The organism is Haloarcula salina, assembly GCF_049603855.1.
GTDB classification, from domain to species: domain Archaea; phylum Halobacteriota; class Halobacteria; order Halobacteriales; family Haloarculaceae; genus Haloarcula; species Haloarcula salina_A.
Map to the genome: position 1 here is coordinate 1,252,876 of NZ_CP187146.1, position 22,247 is coordinate 1,275,122.

26 protein-coding genes are annotated in these 22,247 nt (G+C 67.7%); 15 read left to right on the forward strand and 11 right to left on the reverse strand.

Features of this window, described 5'->3' with window-relative positions; all coding sequences use genetic code 11:
- Window positions 1-37 precede the first annotated feature (37 nt).
- On the forward strand, window positions 38-1,075 hold the full coding sequence (gene asd / locus ACOZ4I_RS06540; protein WP_424004196.1) for an aspartate-semialdehyde dehydrogenase: 1,038 nt from the start codon (window positions 38-40) through the stop codon (window positions 1,073-1,075).
- A gap of 2 nt (window positions 1,076-1,077) precedes the next feature.
- Here the strand turns inward: asd and ACOZ4I_RS06545 are convergent, their stop codons facing one another.
- Window positions 1,078-2,058: a D-2-hydroxyacid dehydrogenase gene (locus ACOZ4I_RS06545; protein ID WP_424004198.1), complete on the reverse strand. Its 981-nt coding sequence runs from the start codon at window positions 2,056-2,058 to the stop codon at window positions 1,078-1,080.
- A 169-nt stretch (window positions 2,059-2,227) separates the two neighbouring features.
- Between ACOZ4I_RS06545 and ACOZ4I_RS06550 the strand changes: the two genes are divergently transcribed.
- Together ACOZ4I_RS06550 and ACOZ4I_RS06555 are read left to right on the forward strand one after the other, a co-directional pair.
- A complete protein-coding gene (locus tag ACOZ4I_RS06550) occupies window positions 2,228-2,749 on the forward strand; it encodes a response regulator transcription factor (RefSeq protein ID WP_424004200.1) in 522 nt (173 codons plus the stop codon).
- 91 nt (window positions 2,750-2,840) lie between these two features.
- The gene (locus ACOZ4I_RS06555) at window positions 2,841-4,199 is read left to right on the forward strand and encodes an NAD(P)/FAD-dependent oxidoreductase (RefSeq protein WP_424004202.1); all 1,359 of its coding nucleotides are present in this window, start codon (window positions 2,841-2,843) and stop codon (window positions 4,197-4,199) included.
- A 384-nt stretch (window positions 4,200-4,583) separates the two neighbouring features.
- Here the strand turns inward: ACOZ4I_RS06555 and ACOZ4I_RS06560 are convergent, their stop codons facing one another.
- Together ACOZ4I_RS06560 and ACOZ4I_RS06565 are read right to left on the reverse strand one after the other, a co-directional pair.
- The gene (locus ACOZ4I_RS06560) at window positions 4,584-4,913 is read right to left on the reverse strand and encodes a hypothetical protein (protein ID WP_424004204.1); all 330 of its coding nucleotides are present in this window, start codon (window positions 4,911-4,913) and stop codon (window positions 4,584-4,586) included.
- 3 nt (window positions 4,914-4,916) lie between these two features.
- On the reverse strand, window positions 4,917-5,291 hold the full coding sequence (locus tag ACOZ4I_RS06565; protein ID WP_424004206.1) for a hypothetical protein: 375 nt from the start codon (window positions 5,289-5,291) through the stop codon (window positions 4,917-4,919).
- 387 nt (window positions 5,292-5,678) lie between these two features.
- Between ACOZ4I_RS06565 and ACOZ4I_RS06570 the strand changes: the two genes are divergently transcribed.
- Both ACOZ4I_RS06570 and ACOZ4I_RS06575 read left to right on the forward strand, forming a co-directional pair.
- On the forward strand, window positions 5,679-5,984 hold the full coding sequence (locus ACOZ4I_RS06570) for a winged helix-turn-helix domain-containing protein (RefSeq protein ID WP_424004788.1): 306 nt from the start codon (window positions 5,679-5,681) through the stop codon (window positions 5,982-5,984).
- Complete coding sequence (locus ACOZ4I_RS06575) at window positions 5,965-6,384, forward strand: hypothetical protein (protein WP_424004208.1); 420 nt, start codon at window positions 5,965-5,967, stop codon at window positions 6,382-6,384. Before ACOZ4I_RS06570 ends, ACOZ4I_RS06575 begins: the two co-directional genes overlap by 20 nt.
- A 162-nt stretch (window positions 6,385-6,546) precedes the next feature.
- On the opposite strand, the gene ACOZ4I_RS06580 is transcribed toward ACOZ4I_RS06575, so the two are convergent.
- From ACOZ4I_RS06580 to ACOZ4I_RS06590, 3 genes are all read right to left on the reverse strand, one after another.
- Window positions 6,547-8,193, reverse strand: coding sequence for a PAS domain S-box protein (locus ACOZ4I_RS06580; protein WP_424004210.1), 1,647 nt, complete (start codon window positions 8,191-8,193; stop codon window positions 6,547-6,549).
- A 201-nt stretch (window positions 8,194-8,394) separates the two neighbouring features.
- On the reverse strand, window positions 8,395-9,246 hold the full coding sequence (locus ACOZ4I_RS06585; RefSeq protein WP_424004212.1) for a lysostaphin resistance A-like protein: 852 nt from the start codon (window positions 9,244-9,246) through the stop codon (window positions 8,395-8,397).
- Window positions 9,247-9,331: 85 nt separating this feature from the next.
- Window positions 9,332-9,877: a DUF1684 domain-containing protein gene (locus ACOZ4I_RS06590; RefSeq protein ID WP_424004214.1), complete on the reverse strand. Its 546-nt coding sequence runs from the start codon at window positions 9,875-9,877 to the stop codon at window positions 9,332-9,334.
- A 128-nt stretch (window positions 9,878-10,005) separates the two neighbouring features.
- Here ACOZ4I_RS06590 and ACOZ4I_RS06595 point away from each other — a divergent pair, with 128 nt between their 5' ends.
- Genes ACOZ4I_RS06595 through ACOZ4I_RS06605 form a run of 3 tightly spaced genes read left to right on the forward strand, consistent with a single transcriptional unit; the run spans window position 10,006 to window position 12,443 of the window.
- On the forward strand, window positions 10,006-10,689 hold the full coding sequence (locus ACOZ4I_RS06595) for a DnaJ domain-containing protein (protein WP_424004216.1): 684 nt from the start codon (window positions 10,006-10,008) through the stop codon (window positions 10,687-10,689).
- Window positions 10,690-10,740: 51 nt separating this feature from the next.
- Window positions 10,741-12,012: a histidinol dehydrogenase gene (hisD, locus tag ACOZ4I_RS06600; protein ID WP_424004218.1), complete on the forward strand. Its 1,272-nt coding sequence runs from the start codon at window positions 10,741-10,743 to the stop codon at window positions 12,010-12,012.
- Between the two features lie 56 nt (window positions 12,013-12,068).
- Complete coding sequence (locus ACOZ4I_RS06605; RefSeq protein WP_424004220.1) at window positions 12,069-12,443, forward strand: HesB/IscA family protein; 375 nt, start codon at window positions 12,069-12,071, stop codon at window positions 12,441-12,443.
- Here the strand turns inward: ACOZ4I_RS06605 and ACOZ4I_RS06610 are convergent, their stop codons facing one another.
- On the reverse strand, window positions 12,444-12,644 hold the full coding sequence (locus tag ACOZ4I_RS06610; RefSeq protein WP_162414859.1) for a dodecin: 201 nt from the start codon (window positions 12,642-12,644) through the stop codon (window positions 12,444-12,446).
- 105 nt (window positions 12,645-12,749) lie between these two features.
- Entirely contained in the window at window positions 12,750-14,039 is a 1,290-nt protein-coding gene (gene aroA / locus ACOZ4I_RS06615; RefSeq protein WP_424004222.1) for a 3-phosphoshikimate 1-carboxyvinyltransferase, read from the reverse strand.
- Between the two features lie 120 nt (window positions 14,040-14,159).
- Between aroA and ACOZ4I_RS06620 the strand changes: the two genes are divergently transcribed.
- From ACOZ4I_RS06620 to ACOZ4I_RS06630, 3 genes are all read left to right on the forward strand, one after another.
- Window positions 14,160-15,335 (forward strand): M24 family metallopeptidase, encoded by a 1,176-nt coding sequence (locus ACOZ4I_RS06620; protein WP_424004224.1) that lies wholly within the window; start codon window positions 14,160-14,162, stop codon window positions 15,333-15,335.
- A 225-nt stretch (window positions 15,336-15,560) separates the two neighbouring features.
- On the forward strand, window positions 15,561-15,731 hold the full coding sequence (locus ACOZ4I_RS06625) for a hypothetical protein (protein WP_174243004.1): 171 nt from the start codon (window positions 15,561-15,563) through the stop codon (window positions 15,729-15,731).
- 84 nt (window positions 15,732-15,815) lie between these two features.
- Window positions 15,816-16,025: a ribbon-helix-helix domain-containing protein gene (locus tag ACOZ4I_RS06630; protein ID WP_162414862.1), complete on the forward strand. Its 210-nt coding sequence runs from the start codon at window positions 15,816-15,818 to the stop codon at window positions 16,023-16,025.
- 2 nt (window positions 16,026-16,027) lie between these two features.
- Here ACOZ4I_RS06630 and ACOZ4I_RS06635 read toward each other — a convergent pair whose 3' ends face one another.
- Both ACOZ4I_RS06635 and ACOZ4I_RS06640 read right to left on the reverse strand, forming a co-directional pair.
- A complete protein-coding gene (locus ACOZ4I_RS06635; protein WP_424004226.1) occupies window positions 16,028-16,438 on the reverse strand; it encodes a hypothetical protein in 411 nt (136 codons plus the stop codon).
- A gap of 46 nt (window positions 16,439-16,484) precedes the next feature.
- Window positions 16,485-17,165, reverse strand: coding sequence for a hypothetical protein (locus ACOZ4I_RS06640; RefSeq protein ID WP_424004228.1), 681 nt, complete (start codon window positions 17,163-17,165; stop codon window positions 16,485-16,487).
- A 108-nt stretch (window positions 17,166-17,273) separates the two neighbouring features.
- Here ACOZ4I_RS06640 and ACOZ4I_RS06645 point away from each other — a divergent pair, with 108 nt between their 5' ends.
- Complete coding sequence (locus tag ACOZ4I_RS06645) at window positions 17,274-17,963, forward strand: VOC family protein (protein ID WP_424004230.1); 690 nt, start codon at window positions 17,274-17,276, stop codon at window positions 17,961-17,963.
- 120 nt (window positions 17,964-18,083) lie between these two features.
- A complete protein-coding gene (locus ACOZ4I_RS06650) occupies window positions 18,084-18,362 on the forward strand; it encodes a hypothetical protein (protein ID WP_424004232.1) in 279 nt (92 codons plus the stop codon).
- 93 nt (window positions 18,363-18,455) lie between these two features.
- Here ACOZ4I_RS06650 and ACOZ4I_RS06655 read toward each other — a convergent pair whose 3' ends face one another.
- Entirely contained in the window at window positions 18,456-18,758 is a 303-nt protein-coding gene (locus ACOZ4I_RS06655) for a DUF5779 family protein (RefSeq protein ID WP_424004234.1), read from the reverse strand.
- 132 nt (window positions 18,759-18,890) lie between these two features.
- Between ACOZ4I_RS06655 and ACOZ4I_RS06660 the strand changes: the two genes are divergently transcribed.
- Entirely contained in the window at window positions 18,891-20,138 is a 1,248-nt protein-coding gene (locus ACOZ4I_RS06660) for a LeuA family protein (protein ID WP_424004789.1), read from the forward strand.
- Between the two features lie 339 nt (window positions 20,139-20,477).
- Window positions 20,478-22,238 carry a biosynthetic-type acetolactate synthase large subunit gene (gene ilvB, locus ACOZ4I_RS06665; RefSeq protein WP_424004236.1) on the forward strand — a complete coding sequence of 587 codons (1,761 nt, stop codon included), beginning with the start codon at window positions 20,478-20,480 and terminating at the stop codon, window positions 22,236-22,238.
- Window positions 22,239-22,247 lie beyond the last annotated feature (9 nt).

Consider the following 22,247-nt stretch of genomic DNA (forward strand, 5'->3'; position numbering starts at 1 on the left):
CAAACTGTTTTGAACACCCACTGCCGTGTGTGAACCGATGACTGTACGCGTAGGCGTTCTCGGCGCGACGGGCGCAGTCGGGCAGCGGCTCATCCAGCTACTCGACCCCCACCCCGAGTTCGAAATCGCAGCATTGACCGCCAGCGCATCGAGCGCCGGCGAGACGTACAAGGACGCCGCCAAGTGGCGCGTCGACTCTCCGATTCCCGCGGACGTGGCCGAGACCGAGGTCCGGGCGACCGAGCCCGAATCGGTCCCGGACGACGTGGATCTCATCTTCTCCTCGCTCCCGTCGAGCGTCGGCGAAGCCGTCGAACCCGAGTTCTGCGAGGCCGGCTACGTCGTCTCCTCGAACTCCTCGAACGGCCGGATGGACGAGGACGTGCCGCTCGTCATCCCCGAGGTCAACGCCGACCACGTCGACCTCCTCGAGGTCCAGCGCGACGAGCGCGGCTGGGACGGGGCGCTCCTGAAGAACCCGAACTGCTCGACCATCACGATGGTCCCGCCACTGGCCGCACTCGACCGCGAGTTCGACCTGACCGACGTGCACGTCTCGACGCTTCAGGCCGTCTCCGGGGCGGGCTACTCCGGCGTCACCTCGATGGAGATCATCGACAACGCCATCCCGCACATCGGCGGCGAGGAACAGAAGATGGAGAGCGAGTCCCGCAAGCTGCTGGGCTCCTTCGACGGCGCGGAGGTCACGCTCAACGACGCGAGCGTCGCCGCCTCCTGTAACCGCATCGCGACGCTGGACGGCCACCTCGAGAACGTCTGGGCCGAGACGGCCGAGGACATCACCGTCGCCGACGCCGAGGACGCGATGGACACCGTCACGGGCATCGACCTCCCGTCCTCGCCCGAGAATCTCATCACGGTCTTCGACGAGCCCGACCGTCCCCAGCCCCGCCTCGACCGCAACATCGAGAACGGCATGGGCGTCGCGGTCGGCGGGTTCCGAGAGACGGACGACGGCGTTCAGTTCAACTGCCTCGCCCACAATACCATGCGCGGCGCGGCCGGCGCGAGCGTGCTGAACGGCGAACTGCTGAACAAGCGCGGCTACCTGTAGCGTCAGAGTTCGATCTGATTCGTCAGGCCGTCCCACGTTCCGGTGCGTTCGGCCCGCTGGACGTTTTCCGCGACGATGTCTGCCAGTCGCTCGTAGTAGCTCGGCGTGTGGCCAGCGTTGTGGGGCGTTATCAGCACGTTCTCGAAGTCCCACAGCGGGTGCTCGGGCGGCAGCGGCTCGGGGTCGGTCACGTCGAGGGCCGCGCCGCCGACGTGGTTGCGCCGGAGCGCGTCGACGAGGGCGTCGGTGTCGACGACGGGGCCGCGAGCGACGTTGGTCAGCACCGCGTCGGGGTGCATCGTCTGGAACACCTCCGTGTCGAAGAGGTGTCGGGTCGCGTCGGTCAACGGACAGGCGAGGCCGACGTACTCCGCGTCGACCACAGCCTCGTGAATCTCGTCGAAACCGTACACCTCGTCGGTCGGACCGCCCTTCTCGGGCGAGTAGCGGACGCCCACCGTCTCCACGTCGAACCCCTGCAGGCGGTCGACGATGGCCTCCCCGATTGCGCCCAGGCCGACGACGCAGACGCGACTGCCGGCGAAATCCGACGTGTGAAACGACTGCCAGACGTTCTCGCGCTGCTGTCGGCGCGCGGTGAAGAAGCCGCGCGCGAACGCCAGCCACGATCCCACGACGTTCTCGGCGACGTTGGGGCCGTGGACGCCGGAGGCCGTCGTGAGCGCGATGTCCCGCTCGGCGAACGCGTCGAGCGGGAGGTGGTCGTATCCAGCGTATGTCCCTGCAAACAGCCGCAGCGAGTCGGCCGCATCGAGCAGGTCGGGTGACACCGACTGCCCGGTCAGGACCGTCGCACTCGCGACCAGTTCGCGCTCGGCGGCCGGCGTCTCGGCGACGGCCACCTCCCGGTCGGGCAGTCGCTCCCTGAGCGCGGTCGCGTACTGGTCGATGGGCATCCCGTGGACGTTGTACCGGGTTACGACGATGTCCGCCGTCGCGTCTCCGGTGGCTGTGGAACTCATGTCCGGTGGTCCTCGCGGCGACCTCAAAACGATGCCGGCGTGGGAATCCAGTCGCAAGGGGGCGCTTCGACCTGCGCGAGACATGACAGGCAGGATTACTAAGATCTTAGTAACAGTTCGCGAATATCTTAGTATATTTGTAGGATGAGCCGCGTAGAGTACTCCCGGAATGGGGACATCGACGCGGGTGGCGCTCGTCGACGACGACAGCGACTACCGACAGCTGTATCGGTTGTGGCTCCCGGAGCGATACGACGTGATCGAGGCCGCAGACGGCCGCGAGGCACTCGAACTGGTCGACGGCTCGGTCGATGTCGTGATACTGGACCGCGAGATGCCGAACGCGAACGGCGAGACGGTCGCGACTGAGCTACGCGACCGGAGCATCGACCCCGCAGTCGTCATGGTCAGTAGTCTCGAACCCGGCGTGGATATTCTCGACGTCCCCGTCGACTCCTATCTCACGAAGCCCGCGAGCCGCGACGCGCTGCTGTCGGTCATCTCGACGATCCGCTCGTGGCGCGAGTACGGACCGGAGCGCCGCGACCTGCTCGGACTGGCCGCGCGGACTGCGGCCGTCTCCGAGGCGAAACGGGCCGTCGCCCTCGCCGAGAGCGAGGCCTACCGCCGCGCCGAGGAGCGCCTCGCTGCCCATCAGCTCGACCCCATCGACCTGCCGATCGAGCGGTGAGGACTGTCGTCTCCGTTCGCGTGAGCACGTCAGACCGACGGAACCGACCGAAGACAATAGGTTTTAGCGGGCGCGGAACACCGTAGCGGGTATGGAACACGTAGACGTCGCCATCGTCGGTGGCGGTCCCGCCGGCTCGTCGGCGGCCCGGGCCGCGGCCGACCACGGGGCCGACGCCGTCCTCCTGGAGAAGGGGGTGCCGCGGGCCGACCGCGAGGGACGGGGGCCGGACTCGACGGACGCCGCCGGACTGCTCGACTACTGGTTCGAGATCATGGGCATCCCTCGGTCGGAGTTCCCCGAGGACGTGGTGCTGAGCGAACTCGACGGCGCGAAGTTCTACGGCCCGTCGACCGAGATGACGCTCACCGAGACGGGCATCGACGCGGCCGCCGACACCTTCGGGATCACCTTCCACCGCGCGCGCTTCGACGACTGGCTCCGCGAGCGAGCGGAAGCGGCCGGCGCGGACTACCGCGTCGGCGTCAGCGTCACCGGCGTCGAGACGGACCTGCACGGCTCGCCGCGCCACACCGTCCGCCTGGCCAACGGCGAAGACATCGCCGCCGAGTACGTGGTCCTCGCCGACGGCCCTCAGCGGACCGTCACCGGCGAGACACTCGACCAGTTCCTCCCCGCCAGCCGGTCGATGGGCGAGATCATGCCCTCGAACGAGGTCAACCACATCGCCTATCAGGAACACCGTCGGATGCCCGAGGAGCTGTTCACCCCCGAGTTCATCGAGTTCTGGTGGGGCATCATGCCCGGCCACACCGCGTACCCGTGGATCTTCCCGAACGACCCGCCCGTCGCCCGTATCGGCCTCACGATGCCCATCGGCCTGGACATCGACGACTACGACCGAAGCGAATGGGACCTCCTGCGGGAGACCGACGAGGGAATCCCGCAGGGCCGCCAGTACATCGAGCGCCTCCTCGAACGGGAGTTCCAGGCCTACGACCTCAACGACTTCCCGCTCGTTGAGGACCGCGGGAAGGCCCGCGGCACGGAGACGTATCCCATCTCCTCAACGCGCCCAATAGAGTCCCCGGTCGGCGCTGGCATCGCCGTCACCGGCGGCGCGATGGGCGCGACCTCCGCCTTCCACGAGGGGGGTGACCACGTCGCCGTCCGCACCGGCACGCTGGCCGGAAAACTCGCCGCGAACGGCCGCCTCGAACGCTACAACGACGCCTGGCACCGCGCCATCGGCGACGAGGTTCTCCGCAACGTCACGTTCGCCGACCTGGTCCGAGACTGGGGGCCCACCGACTGGGACCGGGCCTTCACGACCGCCAACGACCTCATGGACGCCCGCGGAATCAAGGCCGATGCCGCGCTCCGCGGCGGCCTCCACGGGCTGGAACTGGTCGCCCGCTACAAGTGGGGGAAGTTCGGCTACCGGAACGGCAAGTACGTCCAGCTGCGCGAGGACGACTACGCCGTCTGAACGTCAGCCTTAGGTGCGCGAGCGGCGAAGCCCGAGTGCGTGCCTTCAATCCCCGGCCGAGGCCCGTCACCGGGACGATGACGACCCGGAGAACCCGGGCACGCGACATTCCGCGGGTAACACCGCACCGGCGGTTGCACAGCAATCGCCCGCGCTCGCGGCTGACGCCGCTCGCGCATCTGGTCGTCTTCCGACGACCCGCCATACGGTCTCGACCGTCTGGCCGTTCGGTGATTACGACGGAATCACCCGCGCTCGCGGCTGACGCCGCTCGCGCAATTGGTCGTCTTCCGACGACCCGCCCGGCACGAGGGTTTGCCGGCTGACGTGGCACGCCGCCGAGGATGATGCCGGACGTTAGTGTTCCGGGCGTACACTTTCGAACTAGCGTAGATACGCCTCCAGTGAGTCTACGACGCGATCCACGAATGCGTCAGTAACTCGGCCCTGCCACGCAACGAGGTCTTCGGCCCGGGGCGAGTGGATCGCCCACGGCGAGACGAACGACTCTCGTGGAACGCCGCCCGTTTCCCAGATTCCCTCTCCGAGACGAAGTGAGTCGTCGTATTCCTTCGTCGAGATAGCGACCGCGACGTGTTGCTCGTCGGCGAAGGGGTGGGAACTGTTGCTCACGACGAGCCACGGTCGCTGGTGATCAGTGCCGAGTTTGAATGAGTCGGAACTCCTGACGACATCGCCGCGTTCCGGCTCCATCGATTACTCGTCCTCGCTCGACCCCTGTTCGCTCGGATGCGGCTGGTCGGGTGCGACAGCGTCCCAGCGCTCCGACTCGATTCCGCCGTCGGCCTCATCGAGATGCTCGCTCACGTCGTGTAGATCGTACGCTGCCGCGACCCGCTGTTCGTCCTGCGTGATTGCCCAGTACTGCCCGCGATGGCGGACGAGGTCACGCTCTTTCAATCGCGTGAGCGCGGTGCCGACCGTGTTCGGGTTCTCGTCGATGGCAGTCGCTATCTCCGACCGGGTGAATGCCGCGTCCCGGTGTGTGTGGAGATACGTAATCACCTGCTCGGGCACACTCGGTCCCTCCGGAAGGTCACCCGATTCGAACTCGTCGATGCTCACGGGCATACTGAGAAATTCGCGTGCTTACGTAATGAATGTACTGCCGTACTTCGAGTGCGGATTCACTGGTCGATCCTCGTCCGGTAGTGTTCCGGGCGTACATTCTACTCATCGAGACAGTGGCAAGCGACCCGCGGGCGCGGAGAGTTCCCCCGAATTTGGGCCTAAGTTTCAGCTGTTGTGTGCGCTAGTTCGGCGAATCCTTATCCGCCGCTTCCGCCAATGATACTGCGTGCGACGGGCCGACCCGTGTTCCGTTCGGATCGTGACACCGCGGTCGACCATTGACCAGCGAGATCAGCAATGACGATACACAGCAACAACACCGGTTTCGGGGGCGCAGCGGACACCAAAACGGGAACTGGGACGGGACGAAGCGAGTCGGAGAAGGCGATGCGCCGCGTCCTCTGGTGGCTCATCGGGAGTTCACGGGGCGGCGAGAACCGTCTCCGGATCATCCACGCCATCGAGGAACAGCCGCGAAACACCAATCAGCTCTCCGAGGACCTCGACCTGAACTACAAGACCGTCGAGCACCACCTGGGGCGCCTCGTCGAACACGGCGTCCTGCTGGCGAACGGCGACGAGTACGGGACGATGTACTTCCTCTCGGACCGGTTGGAAGCGAACCTCGACGTGTTGGACGAAGTCGTCGCCGCCGCCGAGCTCGATGTCGGTAATGAGGACACCGCTCGCTAAGACGCTCGGCGTCACGCTCGCCGGCCTCGTCTGTGCCGTCCTCGGCGCCGTCTTCTTTCCCTGCCTCGATCCGGCCTTCGCGTACGGACCGAGAGGGGGGCTTCCGCCGACGCTGGCGCTGGTCGTCAAGGCCAAACTGTTCGTCACGACGTTCAACCTCGTCGTCTTGGTCGCGCTCATGCGGTCCTACCTGGCGATCTACCGCGGGCTGGCGAACAAGTACACCCGCAGCCTCATCGCCCTGAGTGTCCTGTTGCTCCTGTACGCAGCCACGAGCAATCCCCTGGTCCCGATATTGCTGGGGCTGTCTCCGCACACCTCGCTCGGGGTGTTTCTGTTCCTGCCCGACCTGTTCGTCGGCCTCGCTATCGTGGTTCTGTACTACCAGAGCCAGACGTGAGGGCGGAGCGCCGACGGCCGCAGGGTGGGAGCCGACCTCCCCGGGCACTGCCAGACCGGTGGTGGCAAGAACGGTTCAGTCAGTAGTCGGTGACCCGCCACGGGGCGTCGGTTCCGCGCTGGACCGGCCGCACTCGCACTGTCGCGATCCGTGTCGGCGAGCCTACGTGGCGGGCGACCACTGGACGTGATCGCCGCGCCGGTCGAGTTCGTGGGTGAGCCACCGCGTCAGCAGTTCGACGGCGGTCTTCTCGTCGGCCCGGAACGGCTCGGACCGGGGCTCTCGGCCGACGAAACAGACCGCCCCGAAGCAGTCACCGTCGACTTCGAGCGTCGCCCCGAGGTAACAGCCGAAGCCGTAAGACCTTCGGGCCGACGCGTCGGTTTGCTCTCGCTCGCCGGCGTTGAACGCCGTCAAGAGGCCGTCGGAGTCGACGGTGCGGCGGGCGTAGGCGGCGATAGCCGAGTCCGCGTCAGGTTCGACGAGAGTCGGGTCGGAACTGGTCTCCAGAATCTCGTGGGATCCGTCCGACTGGTCGAGCGCGAGGAGACAGCCGTCGTCGAGGCCCAGGAACTCGACGCCCAGGTCGAGTACCTCGACGACGCGCTGTTCGAACGGACGCTCTGCGTCGGTCGTGAGCGCGTAGAGGTCCTCGCGGTAGCGCTCGTTGCGTGCCTGTCGGTGCTCGCGTTCGATTTGGTCGGTGATGTCCTTGGTCACGACTGCGAACCCACGGAGGTCGCCGTCGTCACGGAGCGCCGTCACCGTCACGTCTGCCCAGTACGTGCTGCCGTCCTTTCGAACGCGAAGCCCCTGATCGGTCGCGCGGCCGGTCTCGGCGGCGACGTTGAGCAGGTCCTCGGGACGGCCCGCTTCGACCTGCTCGGCCGTGTGGAAGGTCGAGAGTGACTCGCCGAGGACCTCGTCCTCGTCGTAGCCCGTGATCCGCGTTGCGCCGGCGTTCCACGACTGGATCCGCCGGTCCGGGTCGAGGACGAACATCGCGTACTCCTCGACGGCGTCGACCAGCAGGCGGAAGCGCTCGCGCTCGTGTCTGAGCCGCGTGTCGAGTTCCTCGCGTTCGGTCCGGTCCCGGAGGACGCACACCGCGCCGTCGCCGTCGATGTCGGCGACGGTATGCTCGCCGACGAACGCCGTCCCGTCGGCGCGTTCGAGGCGGGTCTCGCCCGTCCACGTCCCGTTCTCGCGTACCGCGGGGAGGATCACGTCTTCGACGACCTCCCGCCCGGCGTCGCTGTAGACACCCTGCCACGGGCTCCCTTCCAGTTCCTCGCGGTCGTATCCGACGGTCTCGGCGTAGGACTCGTTGACGTACGTGAACCGGCCCTCGGCGTCGATCGTGCTGATGCCGTCCCAGGCCGCGTCCATCGCTCGGTGGTCGCGAAGGACCTGGCGCTCGTTCCGGCGCGCCTCGACGGCGTTTTGGATCCGATTGGCGAGGATGGTGTACTGCACCGTGCCCGGCCTCTTCTGGATGTAGTCCGTGACCCCTGCGGAGATGGCCTCGGCCGCGATCTCCTCGCTCCCCTTGCCCGTGTAGAGGACGAACGGGAGCTCGGGCGACCGGTCTCGGACGGCTCTGAGGAACTCCAGTCCGTTCATCTCCGGCATCTCGTAGTCACTGACGATACAGTCGTAGCGGTCCTCGAGAGCGCGGTCGAGGACCGCCCCGGCTCGCGTCGCCGTGTCCACGTCGAGCCGATCGTCGGTCCGCTCCAGGAACGCTGCCGTCACGGCCACGAGATCGGGATCGTCATCGACGTGTAACACAGAGACTTCGTCGACCATCTATGTCAACATAGCACAACGGAACGGAAAAGACATTTGTCAACTGAGAATGTATTCTGCGACTCCGTCGGAAGTCGGCGACAGAGCGACGCTCGCTCGTCAGATCTGGCCTGAGTTTTCAGGATTCGGAGGCGAGGGGAGGCGCGATGCCGTGCCGCCAGTCGTCACCGGTCCGCGAACCGACTCGGCCGGCCGCCGGCGTCAGAGCCCGACCGCTGGAGCGAGGGTTGCGGCCCCTGCTGCCTCTAGCTGGTCGCTGTACCTGACGACGACGTAGAGCAGCGAGAACAGCGTCGCGTTGTACGCCCCGTGGATGAGCGACGGGACGACGATGTTGTCGGTGTACTCGTAGGCAGTACCGAGGACGAGCGAGGGGATGACCAGTCCGCCGAGGGCCACGAGGTTCCCCGAGGCGGACCCGCCGGTCAGCGCGAAGTAGTGGATGCCGGCGAAGAAGACGCTCGCGGTGACGATTCCCGAAATCGGTCCGAACCGCTCGCGGATACGTCCTTGGACGATTCCGCGGAACAGTAGCTCCTCCCCCGGGCCGATGAGCAGGAACGACGCCGGAATCAACAGCAGCAGTACCTCGGGGTTCTCCATACCGACCTCGGCCGCCTGATTCTGGCCCGTTTCGACGCCCGTCGAAGCGACGATGGCGGATATTATCATCGCCGCCACCACGAGGCCGCCGATGGCAGTTCCGTACCCGAGGACCGAGACACCGAGGTCGCGAAGGTCCGGCACGTCGACGCCGATTCCAAACCGTTCACGGTCGGGGACCTCCAGCATTTCACAGATCCTCGGTACGAGATGCCGTCTGAACTGGATGTACGCGCCCGCGACCGCGGGAAGACCGATTCCCTGTATCGTTATCAGGCTGAGTACGAGCAACTGGGGTTCGGTCAGTCCGATTCCCAGGGTGAGTGTGAGGAGAAATCTGGCGATAAGACTCAACACGAGGCCAAAGAGGAGGCCACTCACTCCGAGCAGGAACGCCGAGAGGAGGGCGAGGACGGACCGGAGGACGGTGACGAGTGTGCGGGATTCCATCGCTATCCCGTGCGTTGGTCGTGGCGATGGGTAAACAATTCGACCGGCGACCGAGGAGGGGCGGCGTCGCGACGACTCGCCACTCTCACTCGATTCGCTCGCCGGCGGTGACGGCCGTCTCCAGCCAGTTCGACTCCGGCGGGTAGGGACAGGAGAAGGTGTCGCTGTAGGCGCAAAACGGCGAGTACGCGAGGTTGAAATCGATCGTGATCTCGTCGCCGTCTTCGAGGTCGCGGTCCGGTTCGAGTTCCATGTATCGACCGCCATCGTAGGTCTGCTGGCCCGTCGTCTTGTCTCGGAATGGGACGAACAGCGTCCGTGACTCGTCGGAAGCTTGCCGGAAGCCGTGCAGTTCGCGAGCCTCGCCGTCGAGGTCGAACGACAGCGTCGCGACGTGGAGGTAGCGGACCGTTCGGCCGTCGCTGGTCTCCATGTCGACGGAGTCGGGCGTCTCGTGGACGGCGACGGTCGCCTCGACGCGGTAGTCCGGGTCCGGGTCGAAGTACGAGAGGCCGTCGAAGTCCGCTCGCTCCTCGGGCGGAATGGGCGACTGCGGGTGCTCGTCGAAGAAGCGGTCCTTCTCTTCGCGGTTGGCTTCGAGGCGGTCGGCCCACGCGTCGTCGGTGGTCATAGTGGCTTCGAGGCGGCCGAGCAGTTTCAGTCCGGCGACTCGGCGACCGGCGCGAGCGTATCGGCCGCCGAAACCGAGGCGGGTTTATTATACCCCGAACGTGAAGGGAATCATACACAGGGGTGTGTATGGAAGCGACGTTCTACGGCGTGCTGGGGGTGGACCCCGACGCCGACGAGGAGACGATAGTCCGCGCCTACCGGGAGCGCTCGAAGTCGGCGCACCCGGACGTGAGCGACGACCCTGACGCCGGCGAGCGGTTCAAGCGGCTCACGACCGCGAAAGAGGTGCTCACCGACGAGGCCGAGCGCGCTCGCTACGACCGGCTCGGCCACGAGACGTACGTGCGCCGGCATCTCGACGGGGTGGGTGTGGACGACGGCACAGACACGGGCGGTGTCAGCGAGGCCGCCCGGCAGTACGTGGGTGGCGGTGCGAACGCTGGAAGCAGTCGGTCGGCGCCACACGGCCGAAACGGCCCGTCTGCGACGACTGCCCAGCGGTCGAACCAGACCCGCGGGGGCAGCACCGGCTACGGGACCGCCGCAGACTACTACCGGCCCGGGCAGCGGATCGGGCCGGCGGAGACGGCGGGGGCGGGGTCGCTACTCGCGTCGCTCCGCCGGGTCGGCCCCTGGCTGTTCGTCCACCTCGCGCTGTTCGCGTGCACGCTGGGGGTGGCCCTCCTTCTCGCGGCCGGCGGCCTCACCGGACGGTTCCCGCCGGTCGTCGCCGGCGTGATGGCGCTCTCGACGGTGAGCATCTCGCTCGTCATCTCGGCGACGCACGTGCTCTCGCGGCTCTCGGCCTGAGGGCTGAGGGGAAACCCAAACCCGTTTTTCCCCTCCCCGCGAACCGGACGTATGAACGTACGCACGGTCGCCGACCTGGCTCCCGAGGAGCGGGCGGCGCTGTTCGACCGCGACGCCGGCGTCGAGGCGGTCCGCGACGACGTGGCCGACATCGTCTCGTCCGTCGCCGAGGAGGGCGACGTGGCGCTCCGACGCTTCGCCGAGGAGTTCGACGACGTGTCGGTGGGCAACATCGACATCACCGACGCCGCGGAGCGGGCCTACGAGGAGATCGACGACTCCGTCCGCGAGGCCATCGAGGACGCCGCGGCCAACATCCGCGCCTTCCACGAACGACAGGTCCCCGAGGACTGGCGCGCGGACTTCGAGGGCCGTGAACTCGGCCGGCGCTTTCGCCCGCTCGACAGCGCCGGCGTCTACGCGCCGGGCGGCACGGCGGCGTACCCCTCCAGCGCGCTGATGGGCGTCGTTCCAGCGAAGGTCGCGGGGGTCGAACACGTCGCGGTCGCGACGCCGCCCGCCGACGAGGTCAACCCCGTCACGCTCGCGGCGATCCACGCCGCCGGCGCTGACGCGGTCTACCAGGTCGGCGGCGCGCAGGCCATCGCGGCGCTCGCCTACGGCACGGAGACGGTGACAGCAACCGACATCGTCGTCGGGCCGGGCAACCGCTGGGTCACCGCCGCGAAGGCCGAGGTGCGCGGCGACGTGGCCATCGACTTCCTGGCCGGCCCCTCGGAGATACTGGTCGTCGCCGACGGGGACGCGAACCCCGAACTGGTCGCTGCGGACCTCGTCGCGCAGGCCGAACACGACGAGAACGCCTCCGTCGTCGCCGTCACCGACGACGAGGCGCTCGCCGAGGCCGTCGCAGATGCCGTCGACGAGCAGGCGGCGGGCCGGGAGCGCGAGGCCGTCATCCGCGGCGCGCTCGACAACGACGCCTCCGGCGTCTTCCTCGCCCGCTCGATGAGCGAGGCCGTCCTGTTCGCCGAGGAGTACGCCGCCGAGCACCTCTCGATCCAGGCCGACGACGACGAGGCGCTCTTAGAGCGCATCCCCTCCGCCGGGTCGGTGTTTCTCGGCCCGTACAGCCCCGTCGCGGCCGGCGACTACGCCGCCGGGACGAACCACGTCCTCCCGACCGGGGGGAGCGCCCGCGTCACCGGTGGCCTCTCCGTCGACACCTTCGTCCGGTCGACGACGGTCCAGCGCCTCACCGAGGACTCGCTGGGCGACATCAGCGAGACGATCACGACTCTCGCAGAGGCCGAGGGCCTTGAAGCCCACGCCGAGAGCGTCCGCAAGCGGTTCGAAGACTGAGACGCACTGGCGATACCGGCGTCACTGTTAACACGTTCGGGCTCCCACTTTTCCCTATGAGTAGCACTGCGGACGACGGCGACCCCGAACTCGGCGGCGAGGACGTGGGCGTCACCGAGCAGGCGGCGGCGGAGGCACTGGACCTCCTCGAGAGCGAGGGGATGGACGTAGAGGAGTCCGGGCTCCGCCTGTACGTCCAGCAGGGCGGCTGCGCCGGCCTCTCCTACGGGATGCGCTTCGAGCACGAACCGGAACCGGACGACGAGATCTTCGAGCGCCACGGCCTGCGGGTGTTCGTCGACGACGCCAGCATCGACTACATCGAGGGCTCGGTGCTGGCCTACGAAGGCGGCCTGCAGGGGGCCGGCTTCCACGTCGAGAATCCGAACGTGGTCAGCGAGTGCGGCTGCGGCGAATCCTTCCGGACGTAGTCACTCCGCGAGTTCGAACGCCACGACCACCTCTGCCTGGTACTCGCGGCCCTCGACGCTCGCGATCTCGACGCCGAGTTCCTCCACCTCGACCCATTTGACGTTGTCGAGCGTCGCCTCCGCGCGCTCGATGGCGTCGTCTGCGGCCTTGTCGAAGCTCTCCGAACTGGTCCCGATGAGCGTGATTTTCTTGAAAACCATGTGTGTCTTGAGTTCGGGCGCACCCTCGCCGCGACGCGAGGCCGCCCTGCCGACAGTTCTCTCGGAGGGGTGATATAAGTTAGCAGGGGGCGCAGTGGCGTCGGCTTATCGCTGCACCGACGCGCCCAGCGAGTCGAGCACGTCGAAGAAGTCCGGGAAGGACACGTCGACGTGTTCCGCGCCGGTCACGGTCGTCTGGCCCTCGGCCACGAGGCCGGCGACGGCCAGCGACATGATGATTCGGTGGTCGGCGCGCCCGTCGACGGTCGCCCCGGTGAGGTCGCTGTCCTCGCCGTAGACGACGAGTTCGTCCCGGTGCTCCTCGACCTCGGCTCCCATCTTCGTCAGTTCCTCGGCCATCGCGCTCACGCGGTCGGTCTCCTTGTACCGGACGTGCTCCGCGTCGGTGATGTGCGTGACGCCGTCGGCGGCGGCCCCGAGCGTCGCGATGGTCGGCAGGAGGTCCGGCGTGTCCTCGACGCCGACCTCGATGCCCGAGAGCGCGGACTTCGAGACCTCGATCTCGCCGTTCTCGCGGTCCCAGTCGAGGTCGGCTCCCATCTCGTCGAGGATGTCGACGATGGCCGAATCGCCCTGGGCGCTCGGGAAGGCGGACGTGACGAGCAGGCCGTCCTCGGCGGCGAGCGCGCCGGCCGCGAGCAGGTAGCTCATCGACGAGAAGTCGCCGGGGACGCTGTACTCGCCGCCGGTCGGCGCGTAAGACTGTCCGCCCGCGACGGTGAACCCGTCGGCGGTCCGCTCGGCCGTGACGCCGTAGTCGCTGAGCACCTCCAGCGTGATGTCGACGTACGGCGAGGACTTGAGATCGGTCGTCAGATCGATGTCGACGCCCTCGGGCGTGACGGGTCCGGCCATCAGGAGCGCGGTGATGTACTGCGAGGACACGTCGCCGGGAATCTCGACCGCGCCGCCGTCGACGCCGCCGCCGACGACCAGGGGGGCCTGCCCGTTCCGGCGCGTCGACTCGGCCTCGCCGTCCAGTTGCTCGACGGCGTCCAGCAGCGGCCCCTGCGGGCGCGAACGGAGCGAGTCGTCGCCGGTGAGGACGGTCAGGTCGTCCTGCAGGGCGGCCGTCGCGGTGACCAGGCGCATCGTCGTCCCGCTGTTGGCGCAGTCGATCACGTCGTCGGGCGTCTCCGGCCGGCCGTCGAAGCCGGTCACGTCCAGTTCGCGCTCGTCGGCCGAGAGCGAGACGGACCCGCCGTAGGCCTCGACGGCCCGCATCGTCGCCTTCGTGTCGGCGCTCACGAGCGGGTCGCGGACGACCGCGCCGTCGGCGTAGCCCGCGGCGAGGATCGCTCGGTGCGTGTAGCTCTTCGACGGCGGGGCCTGTGCCGACCCCGCGACCGTCGACGGAGCAATGGTGACGTCCATGCCCGGTCGGTTGCGGCCGCGCGACAAGAGGCTACCGCTCTCTGTCACCGCCCCCGGAGACTGCCGTCACAGACCGCCCGGAGGGAGACGTATTTGAGTGTCGCGACCGGAGTGCCGTGCATGGATCGCGATCTCTCTGCGCTCGACGCGTACCTCGACGACGCCGGCGTCGACGGCTACCTGATCGACGCGGACTCCGAGCTGTCCGACCAGTACTACCTCTCGGGTTTCGACGCGCCGGACCCGTTCGTCACGCTGTACGACGGCGAGACGCATCTGCTGTTCCCGCGGAGCCTCGAGTTCGGCCGCGCGAAACGCGAGTCGCGGGCCGACACCGTCGAGCGCTACGTCGACTTCGACCACCAGTCGAAGATCGAGGACCACGGCACCGACGAGGCCGTCTCGTACGTCCTCGCGGACTTCCTCGGGTCGTACGACGTGGACAGCGTCGCCGTGCCCCCGCGGTTCCCGCTCCGGACCGCCGACGGCCTGCGGGCCCGCGACATCGAGGTGACGGCCGACACCGACGGCATCGTCACGGAGATCCGTGCGACGAAGACCGACGCGGAACTCGAGCACGTGCGGGCGGCCCAGCGGGCCAACGAGGCGGCGATGGCGGCGGCGGAGGATCTCCTCGCAGCGGCGACGATCGCCGCGGACGACACGCTCGAACTCGACGGCGAGGCGCTGACCAGCGAGCGCGTCAAGGAGGAAATCGAGGTCACGCTGCTGCGAAACGGCTGTTCGCTCGACGAGACCATCGTCGCCTGCGGCGCGGACGCGGCCGACCCCCACGACCGCGGGAGCGGGCCGCTGTCTGCCACAGAGCCCATCATCGTCGACATCTTCCCGCGGGACAAGGAGACGAAGTACCACGCGGACATGACCCGGACGTTCTCGAAGGGCGAGCCGAGCGAGACGGTCCGCGAGTGGTACGACCTCACCGAGCGGGCGATGGACGCGGCCTTCGAGGCGCTGGAGGCGGGCGCGACGGGTGAGGGCGTCCACGACGCCGTCTGCGACGTGTACGAGGAGGCCGGCCAACCGACACTGCGCGACGACGAGCGGACGGAGACGGGATTCATCCACAGCACCGGCCACGGCGTCGGACTGGACGTGCACGAACTGCCCCGCCTGTCGCCGACCGGCGGCGACCTCGAACCGGGCCACGTCGTCACGGTGGAGCCCGGCCTGTACGACCCCGCCGTCGGCGGCGTCCGCATCGAAGACATCGTCGTCGTCACCGCGGACGGCTACGAGAACCTGACCGACTACGAGCGTCATCTGGTCGTCTGAGCGCGAGGCGTCCCGGCCTGCCCACACGCTCGGTGTAGCGTGACCGCTCTCGCCCGGTAGTCGTGTGTTACCGCGACACAGTATTTTCCGCCACTACATCATGAACATTTATTATGGACTGGGCAAAAGGTGGGGGTACCCTATGCTTGTACCCAAAGCACGCCGTTCGCTCGACTCGCAGCCGACACCGACCGCCGACCACACACGACCCACACGACCCCCAGGATGACGACACGAATCACGAACCCCACCGACGAGGAAGCGTACCCGACCACCATTCCGACCTTCGGCGACACGGACGGCCGCTCGCGCAGCCGCGCCGCGCCGATGATGTTCTCCCCGACCAGTCAGTCGACGATGGGCCAGTTCGACACCGAGGCGACCGATCCTCGCTGAGACGGACTGCCGTTCGCCACTGCAAGGACAGGCCGACTGGCGCGGGACACAATGCATTTCCCGCCCGACTGCCTCCGTGACGACATGGCCGATTACACGACGGTATCCATCCCGAAAGACCTCGCAGAGCGCGTCGAGGACACCATCGAGGGGACCAGCTTCTCCAGTACGTCCGACCTCGTCCGGTTCCTGCTGCGGAGCATCGTCGTCCAGCACCAGCGCGAGGGCGAACTGACTGAGGCGCAGTTCCAGGACATCGCCGACCAACTGCGCGACCTGGGCTACCTGGAGTAAGATTACTGCGGGTACTCCTCGGGCGGTTCCACGTCGAGTATCTCGATTTCTCTGGGCTGGCCGGCCCGATCGAAGGCGCCGAACGAGTCGGTGTCCCACGGCGGGACGGCGACGAAGATCACCTCGTGGAGGTCGTCGGTCTTGTCGACGCCCATGTATCCCGAGGGGTGGGAGACGAACCGCCCCTGGGTCTGGCCGGCCGGCGTCCCGAGGTCCATCCCGAACACCGCGTTGACCGACGCGCCGGCGGAGGGGAGATAGAAGTCGGTGAACACCGGCGTCTCGGCCGGCAGGTCGGCGTCGGGAATGTCCTCGGCCCGCGTGACCGCCAGCGAGATCGTCACGTCGTCCGGTTCGGCCTCCCTCGCCAGTCGCAACAGCGTCTCGACCAGTCCGCGGGTGACGTATACCACGGTACTATTTCGCAGGGTGCGGGTAAAACACCGTCGCCACCGCCGGTCACCCGAGCACGAACGACTTGAGGTTCTTCGCGTACAGGCCCGGCGTCCGGCCGCGCGACCCGCGTAACGCGTAGGCGAGCGCCTCCGTCGCGTCGTCCATGACGCTCTCGCCGTGGCCGACGAGGAGGCGGTCGGGGTCGAGTCGACCCAGTTTCTTCGGCGGGAGCAGGCGGAGCATCGGGTGGACGCCGAGGCGCTCGTTCCCGGCGCGGAAGTACTCGGCCGTCCCGACCGCCTCGGTGACGACCATCGTGTCGTCCCGGTCGCCGTAGAGGGCGGCCTCCTTCCAGAAGGGGTTCTCGAAGACCGTGTGGACGCCGTAGTCCGTGCCGGGGAGCTGTCGACGGACCGTCTCAGTCGGCGCGTCGAGGTCGTCCGCGATGCCCGAGAGCGCCTCGGGAAGGTACACCGGCACGTCGTGGCGGTTCGCCACGGCGGCGCTGTCGCGCTTGTGGCGGTCCAGCAGGACGACGACGCCGGCCACCTCGCCGAACTCGGCCAACAGGTCGTCGATCCCCTCGGCGTCGACCGGATCGACGACGAACACGCCCGCGTCGGTCGCAAGCGCGTGACTCGCCCGCTGCATCCGCTCGTGCGGGTAGGCGATCCAGCTCGCGCCGCGGTCCCAGCGGCCGCTCTCCGCCCAGCCGGTCGCCGCTCCCGAGCCTTTCATTGGCATACCCCGCCGTAGGGGCCTGACCCGAATAAATGGTCGAGACGCGGACACTCACACCCCGCTGTCTGGAACGCCCCAGCGACTTTGGCCGTCGCGGTCGAAGCCCCGCGTATGCTCTCCGCACCCGCCTGGCTCGCGCTGGAAGTGAAGTACCCGGACCGCGCGACGGCGTTCTACGACGCCTTCCTCGAACTCGACGTGCTGTCCGAGACCGAGGAGGCGGCGGTGCTCGCGGTCGGCGACACAGAGCTCCGTCTGCGCGCGCCCGGCCCCGTTCCCCGGGGCGGCCTGCACACTCACTACGCGCTGACGATTCCCGAGCGGGAGTACGACGACTGGTACGACCGCCTCGACGAGCGCTTCGACCTCGTCGAACACACCTTCGGCGACGCCCGCTCGCTGTACTTCTACGACCCGGAGGGCAACTGCGTCGAACTCGGCGAACGGAGCGTCGAGGACAGCGGCGTGACCGGGCTGTTCGAACTCGTCCTCGAAGTCGAGGACCTGCCGTCGGCCGTCGAGTTCTACCGTGCGCTGGGTTTCGAGGTGGTCGACGACGGCCGCGAGGAGGGTCGCGTGCGGTTGTCGACCGGCGAACTGGACCTCGAACTGTGGTCGCCACGACTGGGAATCGCCGACGCCCGCGGCGGCGTTCACGTCGACTTCGGCGTGGTCGCGGACTCACCGAAATCGACGGCCCGAGAGGTCGCCGACGACGCGCTCGCGGTCACGTCCGTCGACGAAGGCGTGCGAGTCCGAGACCCGGACGGGCACTACCTGACGCTGGTCTCGGACCGATAGGTCGCGCTCGCCGCCGGACGCGGCGGGCGGTAAAGGAATATAATGAGGTACCGGGTGCTACTAGACCTATAGACTCCTCATAGGCCGACTCTTTACCTGTCGAGCACGTACGGCCGACCGATGACAGCGACTGATCCAGGGGTGGATCGAGAGCCGCCGCCGAAAACGACCCTCTTCTGTCCGGACTGCGGGCACCGGAGCCGCTACGACGGCGACTGGCGGGTCGTCGAGGGCCGTCGGGGCGCTCGCTACCTGTGCCCGATGTGTCGCGCGGAGATCACGGTCCGTGGGTCCGACCCGGCGCAGTGTCCGCCGCGGGCCGGCGTCAGCCCGTGGCGGCAGTGGCGGACGGCCGTCCGTGCGTGGCAGGGAATGTGGCGTCGGCTCCTCACGCCCTGAAGCGACTGCGAAACCGCTACCGAACCTCGATGGCGGATTCCACGGGGTGACACAGCGCGGCGGCTGTGGCGCTCGGACGGGCCGCGCTCCGCCTCACTCCAGCAGGTCGGCGTCGATGCTGACGCCCGGCGGCGTCACCACGAGAAAGCCCCGGAAGTGCATCAGCTCGCCGCCGGCCTCCCTGACGGGACGGGCGAACCCGGCGGCGAGTTCGTTCAGGTCGCCCTCGACGTTGAGGACGAGCACCGACCCGTTCTCGATGGTCTCGATCCACTGGTCGGCCGGCGCGGAGCCGTCGAGGACGCCGAGGACGACGCGATTGCTCCCGGTTCCCTCGCTGTCCTCGTCCATCTGATCCTCAACGGCCTGCAGGTCCAGCCCCTCGAAGTCGCTCATGAGAGCATGCATGGGTGGGCGGAGCAAAAACCCTCCCCACCCGTCCGACGCTCGTCACGCATCTGTGACACACTGGCACGGCAGTGTCCGTGCGTCGTGTCCACGTGCCACCGGTTTCATGGACAACTATAAATATCGGAAGCGTCCAGATACAGGTGCTTATGTCCAACAACGAGGGCACGTCGGGATCTCCGGCGGATCGAGTTCTTCCAGGGCACACTGGATTCCACGTCTGAGATAACAGACGCACGGATTTTCGACACCACGCTGCGCGATGGTGAGCAGTCACCACGCACGTCGTTCAACTACGAGGACAAACGCGAGATAGCCGCGCTGCTCGACGAGATGGGCACCCACGTCATCGAGGCCGGGTTCCCCGTCAACTCCGACGCGGAGTTCGAGGCAGTGCGCGACATCGCCGAGTCCACGCGAGTGACGACCTGCGGGCTGGCGCGCGTGGTCGAGAAAGACATCGAGGCGGCCTTGGATTCGGGTGTGGACATGGTCCACACCTTCGTCTCGACGTCGGACGTACAGTTGCAGGATTCCATGCACGCGACCCGCCAGGAGGCGCTCGACACCGCCGTCGAGTGCGTCGAGATGATCAAGGATGCGGGCGTCGAGTGCATGTTCTCGCCGATGGACGCGACCCGGACCGACGAGGACTTCCTCGTCGAGGTCATCGAGGCCACGTCCGAGGCGGGTGCGGACTGGATCAACATCCCGGACACCTGCGGGGTGGCGACGCCGCGGCGCTTCTACGATCTGATCGAGATCGTGGACGACAGCACCGACGCCTACATCGACGTGCACGCGCACGACGACTTCGGGCTGGCAGCGGCCAACGCCATCTCCGGGTTCGAAGCCGGGGCCAGCCAGGCCCAGGTGTCGGTCAACGGCATCGGCGAGCGGGCCGGCAACGCGGCCTACGAGGAGGTCGTGATGGCGCTGGAGTCGCTCTACGACGTCGACACCGGCATCGACACGACCCGGATCACGGAGCTCTCCCGCATCGTCGAGGAGAAGTCCGACATCCCGGTGCCGGCGAACAAGCCCGTCGTCGGGCGAAACGCCTTCTCCCACGAGAGCGGCATCCACGCCGCGGGCGTCATCGAGAACTCCGACACGTTCGAGCCGGGCGTCATGACCCCCGAGATGGTCGGGGCCACGCGCGAACTGGTGCTCGGGAAACACACCGGCGCGCACTCGGTCCGCGAGCGACTCGTCGACGCGGGCTACGACCCGACCGACGCCGAGGTCCGGGAGGTGACCCGCCGCGTCAAGGAGTACGGCGCGGAGGAGCAGGTCACCATGAGCGTGCTGGAACGGTTCGCCGAGGAGGTCGGCGTGACCGAGGAGACCGAGGAGGTCCGGGCGTAGGCCGATGTCCTCGTCTCCGGTCGTCACCGTGAGCCGCCAGCCACGGGTGAGCACGGACATCGCCTGCGCCGCCCGTCAGCAGCTATCACAGAACGTTTATTATCGGGGACGAACAGCTATCGGACGTGATGTACGCGAGCGCTGGATCGACGGTTCGCGCCCCGGCCAGCGCCGCGACCGCTATTCTCGGCGCGGGTATTGTAGGGGCCGCATAGCCCCTCACTTCCCATTTTTACCCCCGGTCGAACCGTTTCGCAACAACACCACAGAGTCACGAGTCATGCACACAGCACACACCGCACCGACGTATCGAACGAGAACACAGGGAGGGATGGACGCATGAGCGAGCGCGCGTCCGTTCCGAAAGAGGACGAGGAAGCGACCGAGTCGACCGACGAGCAGTCACCCGTCACGACGGGGGCGCAGTCGGTCATCCGGGCGCTCGAAAACGCCGGCGCGGACTACGTCTTCGGCGTCCAGGGCGGCGCGATCATGCCCGTCTACGACGCGCTGTACGACTCCGACATCACGCACGTGACGATGGCCCACGAGCAGGGGGCCTCGCACGCGGCTGACGCCTACGGCATCGTCACCGGCGACCCCGGCGTCTGTTTCGCCACCTCCGGTCCCGGCGCGACGAACCTCGTCACCGGCATCGCCGACGCCAACATGGACTCCGACCCGGTCATCGCGCTGACCGGCCAGGTCCCGACCGAGTTCGTCGGCAACGACGCCTTCCAGGAGACCGACACGGTGGGCATCACCCAGCCCATCACGAAGGAGAGCTACTTCGCCGCCGACTCCGACACCGTCGGCGACGACGTGAGCGAGGCCTTCGCGCTCGCCAACGCCGGCCGACAGGGCCCGACGCTCGTCGACCTGCCCAAGGACGTGACGCAGGGCGGCACCGAGGTCGAGCCGAAGGCGCCCCAGACGCCGGACACGTACGACGTGCCCGAGGAGGCCGACGACGCGGCCGTCCAGGAGGCCGCAGACGCGGTGGCCGCGGCGGACCGCCCGGTCATCCTCGCCGGCGGCGGCGTCATCAAGGCCAACGCCTCGAACGCGCTGCGGGAGTTCGCGATGGAGTACGAGGTCCCCGTCGTCACGACGATGCCCGGCATCGGGAGCTTCCCCGAGGACCACGAACTCTCGCTGGAGTGGGCGGGGATGCACGGCACGGGCTACGCCAACATGGCCATCACGAACACCGACTGCCTGCTGGCGGTCGGGACGCGCTTCGACGACCGCCTGACCGGCGGCGTCGACTCCTTCGCGCCCGACGCGGAGGTCGTTCACGTCGACATCGACCCCGCGGAGATCAGCAAGAACATCTACGCCGACTACCCGCTGGTCGGCGACGCCCGCGAGGTGCTCCGTCAGCTCTTCGACGCGATGCCGAGCGCGCCCGACGCCGACGAGTGGCGCGACCAGTGCCAGGAGTGGAAGTCGGAGTACCCGATGACCTACGACACGCCCGACGACGAGCCGCTGAAGCCCCAGTACGTCGTCGAGACGTTCTCCGACATGACGCCGGACGACACCATCGTCTGTACCGGCGTCGGCCAGCACCAGATGTGGGCCTCCCAGTTCTGGGAGTTCACCGAGCCCCGGACGTGGGTCTCCTCGCACGGCCTGGGGACGATGGGCTACGGCGTGCCCGCGGCCATCGGTGCGAAGCTGGCCGCCCCGGACCAGGAAGTCGTCTGCTTCGACGGCGACGGCTCCTTCCTGATGACCGTCCAGGGCCTCTCGGTTGCGGTTCGAGAGCAACTGGACATCACCTACGTCGTCCTCAACAACGAGGCGGTCGGGATGGTCCGCCAGTGGCAGGACGGCTTCTACGAGGGCCGCCGGATGGCCTCGGAGTACCCGTGGATCCCGCAGTTCGACAAGCTCGCCGAGGCCTTCGGCGCTCGCGGGTTCACGCTCGAGTCCTACGAGAACGTCGAGGAGACGATTCAGGAAGCGCGCGACTACGACGGTCCGAGCGTCATCGACGCCCACATCGACCCCGGGGAGAACGTCTTCCCGATGGTCCCGAGCGGCGGTGACAACGGCCTGTTCGCGCTCGAAGAAGACCATCTGGACATGATCTAACTATGACAG

What these genes read in the sequence shown, in the direction of transcription:
- asd (WP_424004196.1), top strand. Translation starts at nt 38, where the DNA reads ATGACTGTACGCGTAGGCGTTCTCGGCGCGACGGGCGCAGTCGGGCAG.
- ACOZ4I_RS06545 (WP_424004198.1), bottom strand. Translation starts at nt 2,058, where the DNA reads ATGAGTTCCACAGCCACCGGAGACGCGACGGCGGACATCGTCGTAACC.
- ACOZ4I_RS06550 (WP_424004200.1), top strand. Translation starts at nt 2,228, where the DNA reads ATGGGGACATCGACGCGGGTGGCGCTCGTCGACGACGACAGCGACTAC.
- ACOZ4I_RS06555 (WP_424004202.1), top strand. Translation starts at nt 2,841, where the DNA reads ATGGAACACGTAGACGTCGCCATCGTCGGTGGCGGTCCCGCCGGCTCG.
- ACOZ4I_RS06560 (WP_424004204.1), bottom strand. Translation starts at nt 4,913, where the DNA reads ATGGAGCCGGAACGCGGCGATGTCGTCAGGAGTTCCGACTCATTCAAA.
- ACOZ4I_RS06565 (WP_424004206.1), bottom strand. Translation starts at nt 5,291, where the DNA reads ATGCCCGTGAGCATCGACGAGTTCGAATCGGGTGACCTTCCGGAGGGA.
- ACOZ4I_RS06570 (WP_424004788.1), top strand. Translation starts at nt 5,679, where the DNA reads ATGCGCCGCGTCCTCTGGTGGCTCATCGGGAGTTCACGGGGCGGCGAG.
- ACOZ4I_RS06575 (WP_424004208.1), top strand. Translation starts at nt 5,965, where the DNA reads ATGAGGACACCGCTCGCTAAGACGCTCGGCGTCACGCTCGCCGGCCTC.
- ACOZ4I_RS06580 (WP_424004210.1), bottom strand. Translation starts at nt 8,193, where the DNA reads ATGGTCGACGAAGTCTCTGTGTTACACGTCGATGACGATCCCGATCTC.
- ACOZ4I_RS06585 (WP_424004212.1), bottom strand. Translation starts at nt 9,246, where the DNA reads ATGGAATCCCGCACACTCGTCACCGTCCTCCGGTCCGTCCTCGCCCTC.
- ACOZ4I_RS06590 (WP_424004214.1), bottom strand. Translation starts at nt 9,877, where the DNA reads ATGACCACCGACGACGCGTGGGCCGACCGCCTCGAAGCCAACCGCGAA.
- ACOZ4I_RS06595 (WP_424004216.1), top strand. Translation starts at nt 10,006, where the DNA reads ATGGAAGCGACGTTCTACGGCGTGCTGGGGGTGGACCCCGACGCCGAC.
- hisD (WP_424004218.1), top strand. Translation starts at nt 10,741, where the DNA reads ATGAACGTACGCACGGTCGCCGACCTGGCTCCCGAGGAGCGGGCGGCG.
- ACOZ4I_RS06605 (WP_424004220.1), top strand. Translation starts at nt 12,069, where the DNA reads ATGAGTAGCACTGCGGACGACGGCGACCCCGAACTCGGCGGCGAGGAC.
- ACOZ4I_RS06610 (WP_162414859.1), bottom strand. Translation starts at nt 12,644, where the DNA reads ATGGTTTTCAAGAAAATCACGCTCATCGGGACCAGTTCGGAGAGCTTC.
- aroA (WP_424004222.1), bottom strand. Translation starts at nt 14,039, where the DNA reads ATGGACGTCACCATTGCTCCGTCGACGGTCGCGGGGTCGGCACAGGCC.
- ACOZ4I_RS06620 (WP_424004224.1), top strand. Translation starts at nt 14,160, where the DNA reads ATGGATCGCGATCTCTCTGCGCTCGACGCGTACCTCGACGACGCCGGC.
- ACOZ4I_RS06625 (WP_174243004.1), top strand. Translation starts at nt 15,561, where the DNA reads ATGACGACACGAATCACGAACCCCACCGACGAGGAAGCGTACCCGACC.
- ACOZ4I_RS06630 (WP_162414862.1), top strand. Translation starts at nt 15,816, where the DNA reads ATGGCCGATTACACGACGGTATCCATCCCGAAAGACCTCGCAGAGCGC.
- ACOZ4I_RS06640 (WP_424004228.1), bottom strand. Translation starts at nt 17,165, where the DNA reads ATGCCAATGAAAGGCTCGGGAGCGGCGACCGGCTGGGCGGAGAGCGGC.
- ACOZ4I_RS06645 (WP_424004230.1), top strand. Translation starts at nt 17,274, where the DNA reads ATGCTCTCCGCACCCGCCTGGCTCGCGCTGGAAGTGAAGTACCCGGAC.
- ACOZ4I_RS06650 (WP_424004232.1), top strand. Translation starts at nt 18,084, where the DNA reads ATGACAGCGACTGATCCAGGGGTGGATCGAGAGCCGCCGCCGAAAACG.
- ACOZ4I_RS06655 (WP_424004234.1), bottom strand. Translation starts at nt 18,758, where the DNA reads ATGAGCGACTTCGAGGGGCTGGACCTGCAGGCCGTTGAGGATCAGATG.
- ilvB (WP_424004236.1), top strand. Translation starts at nt 20,478, where the DNA reads ATGAGCGAGCGCGCGTCCGTTCCGAAAGAGGACGAGGAAGCGACCGAG.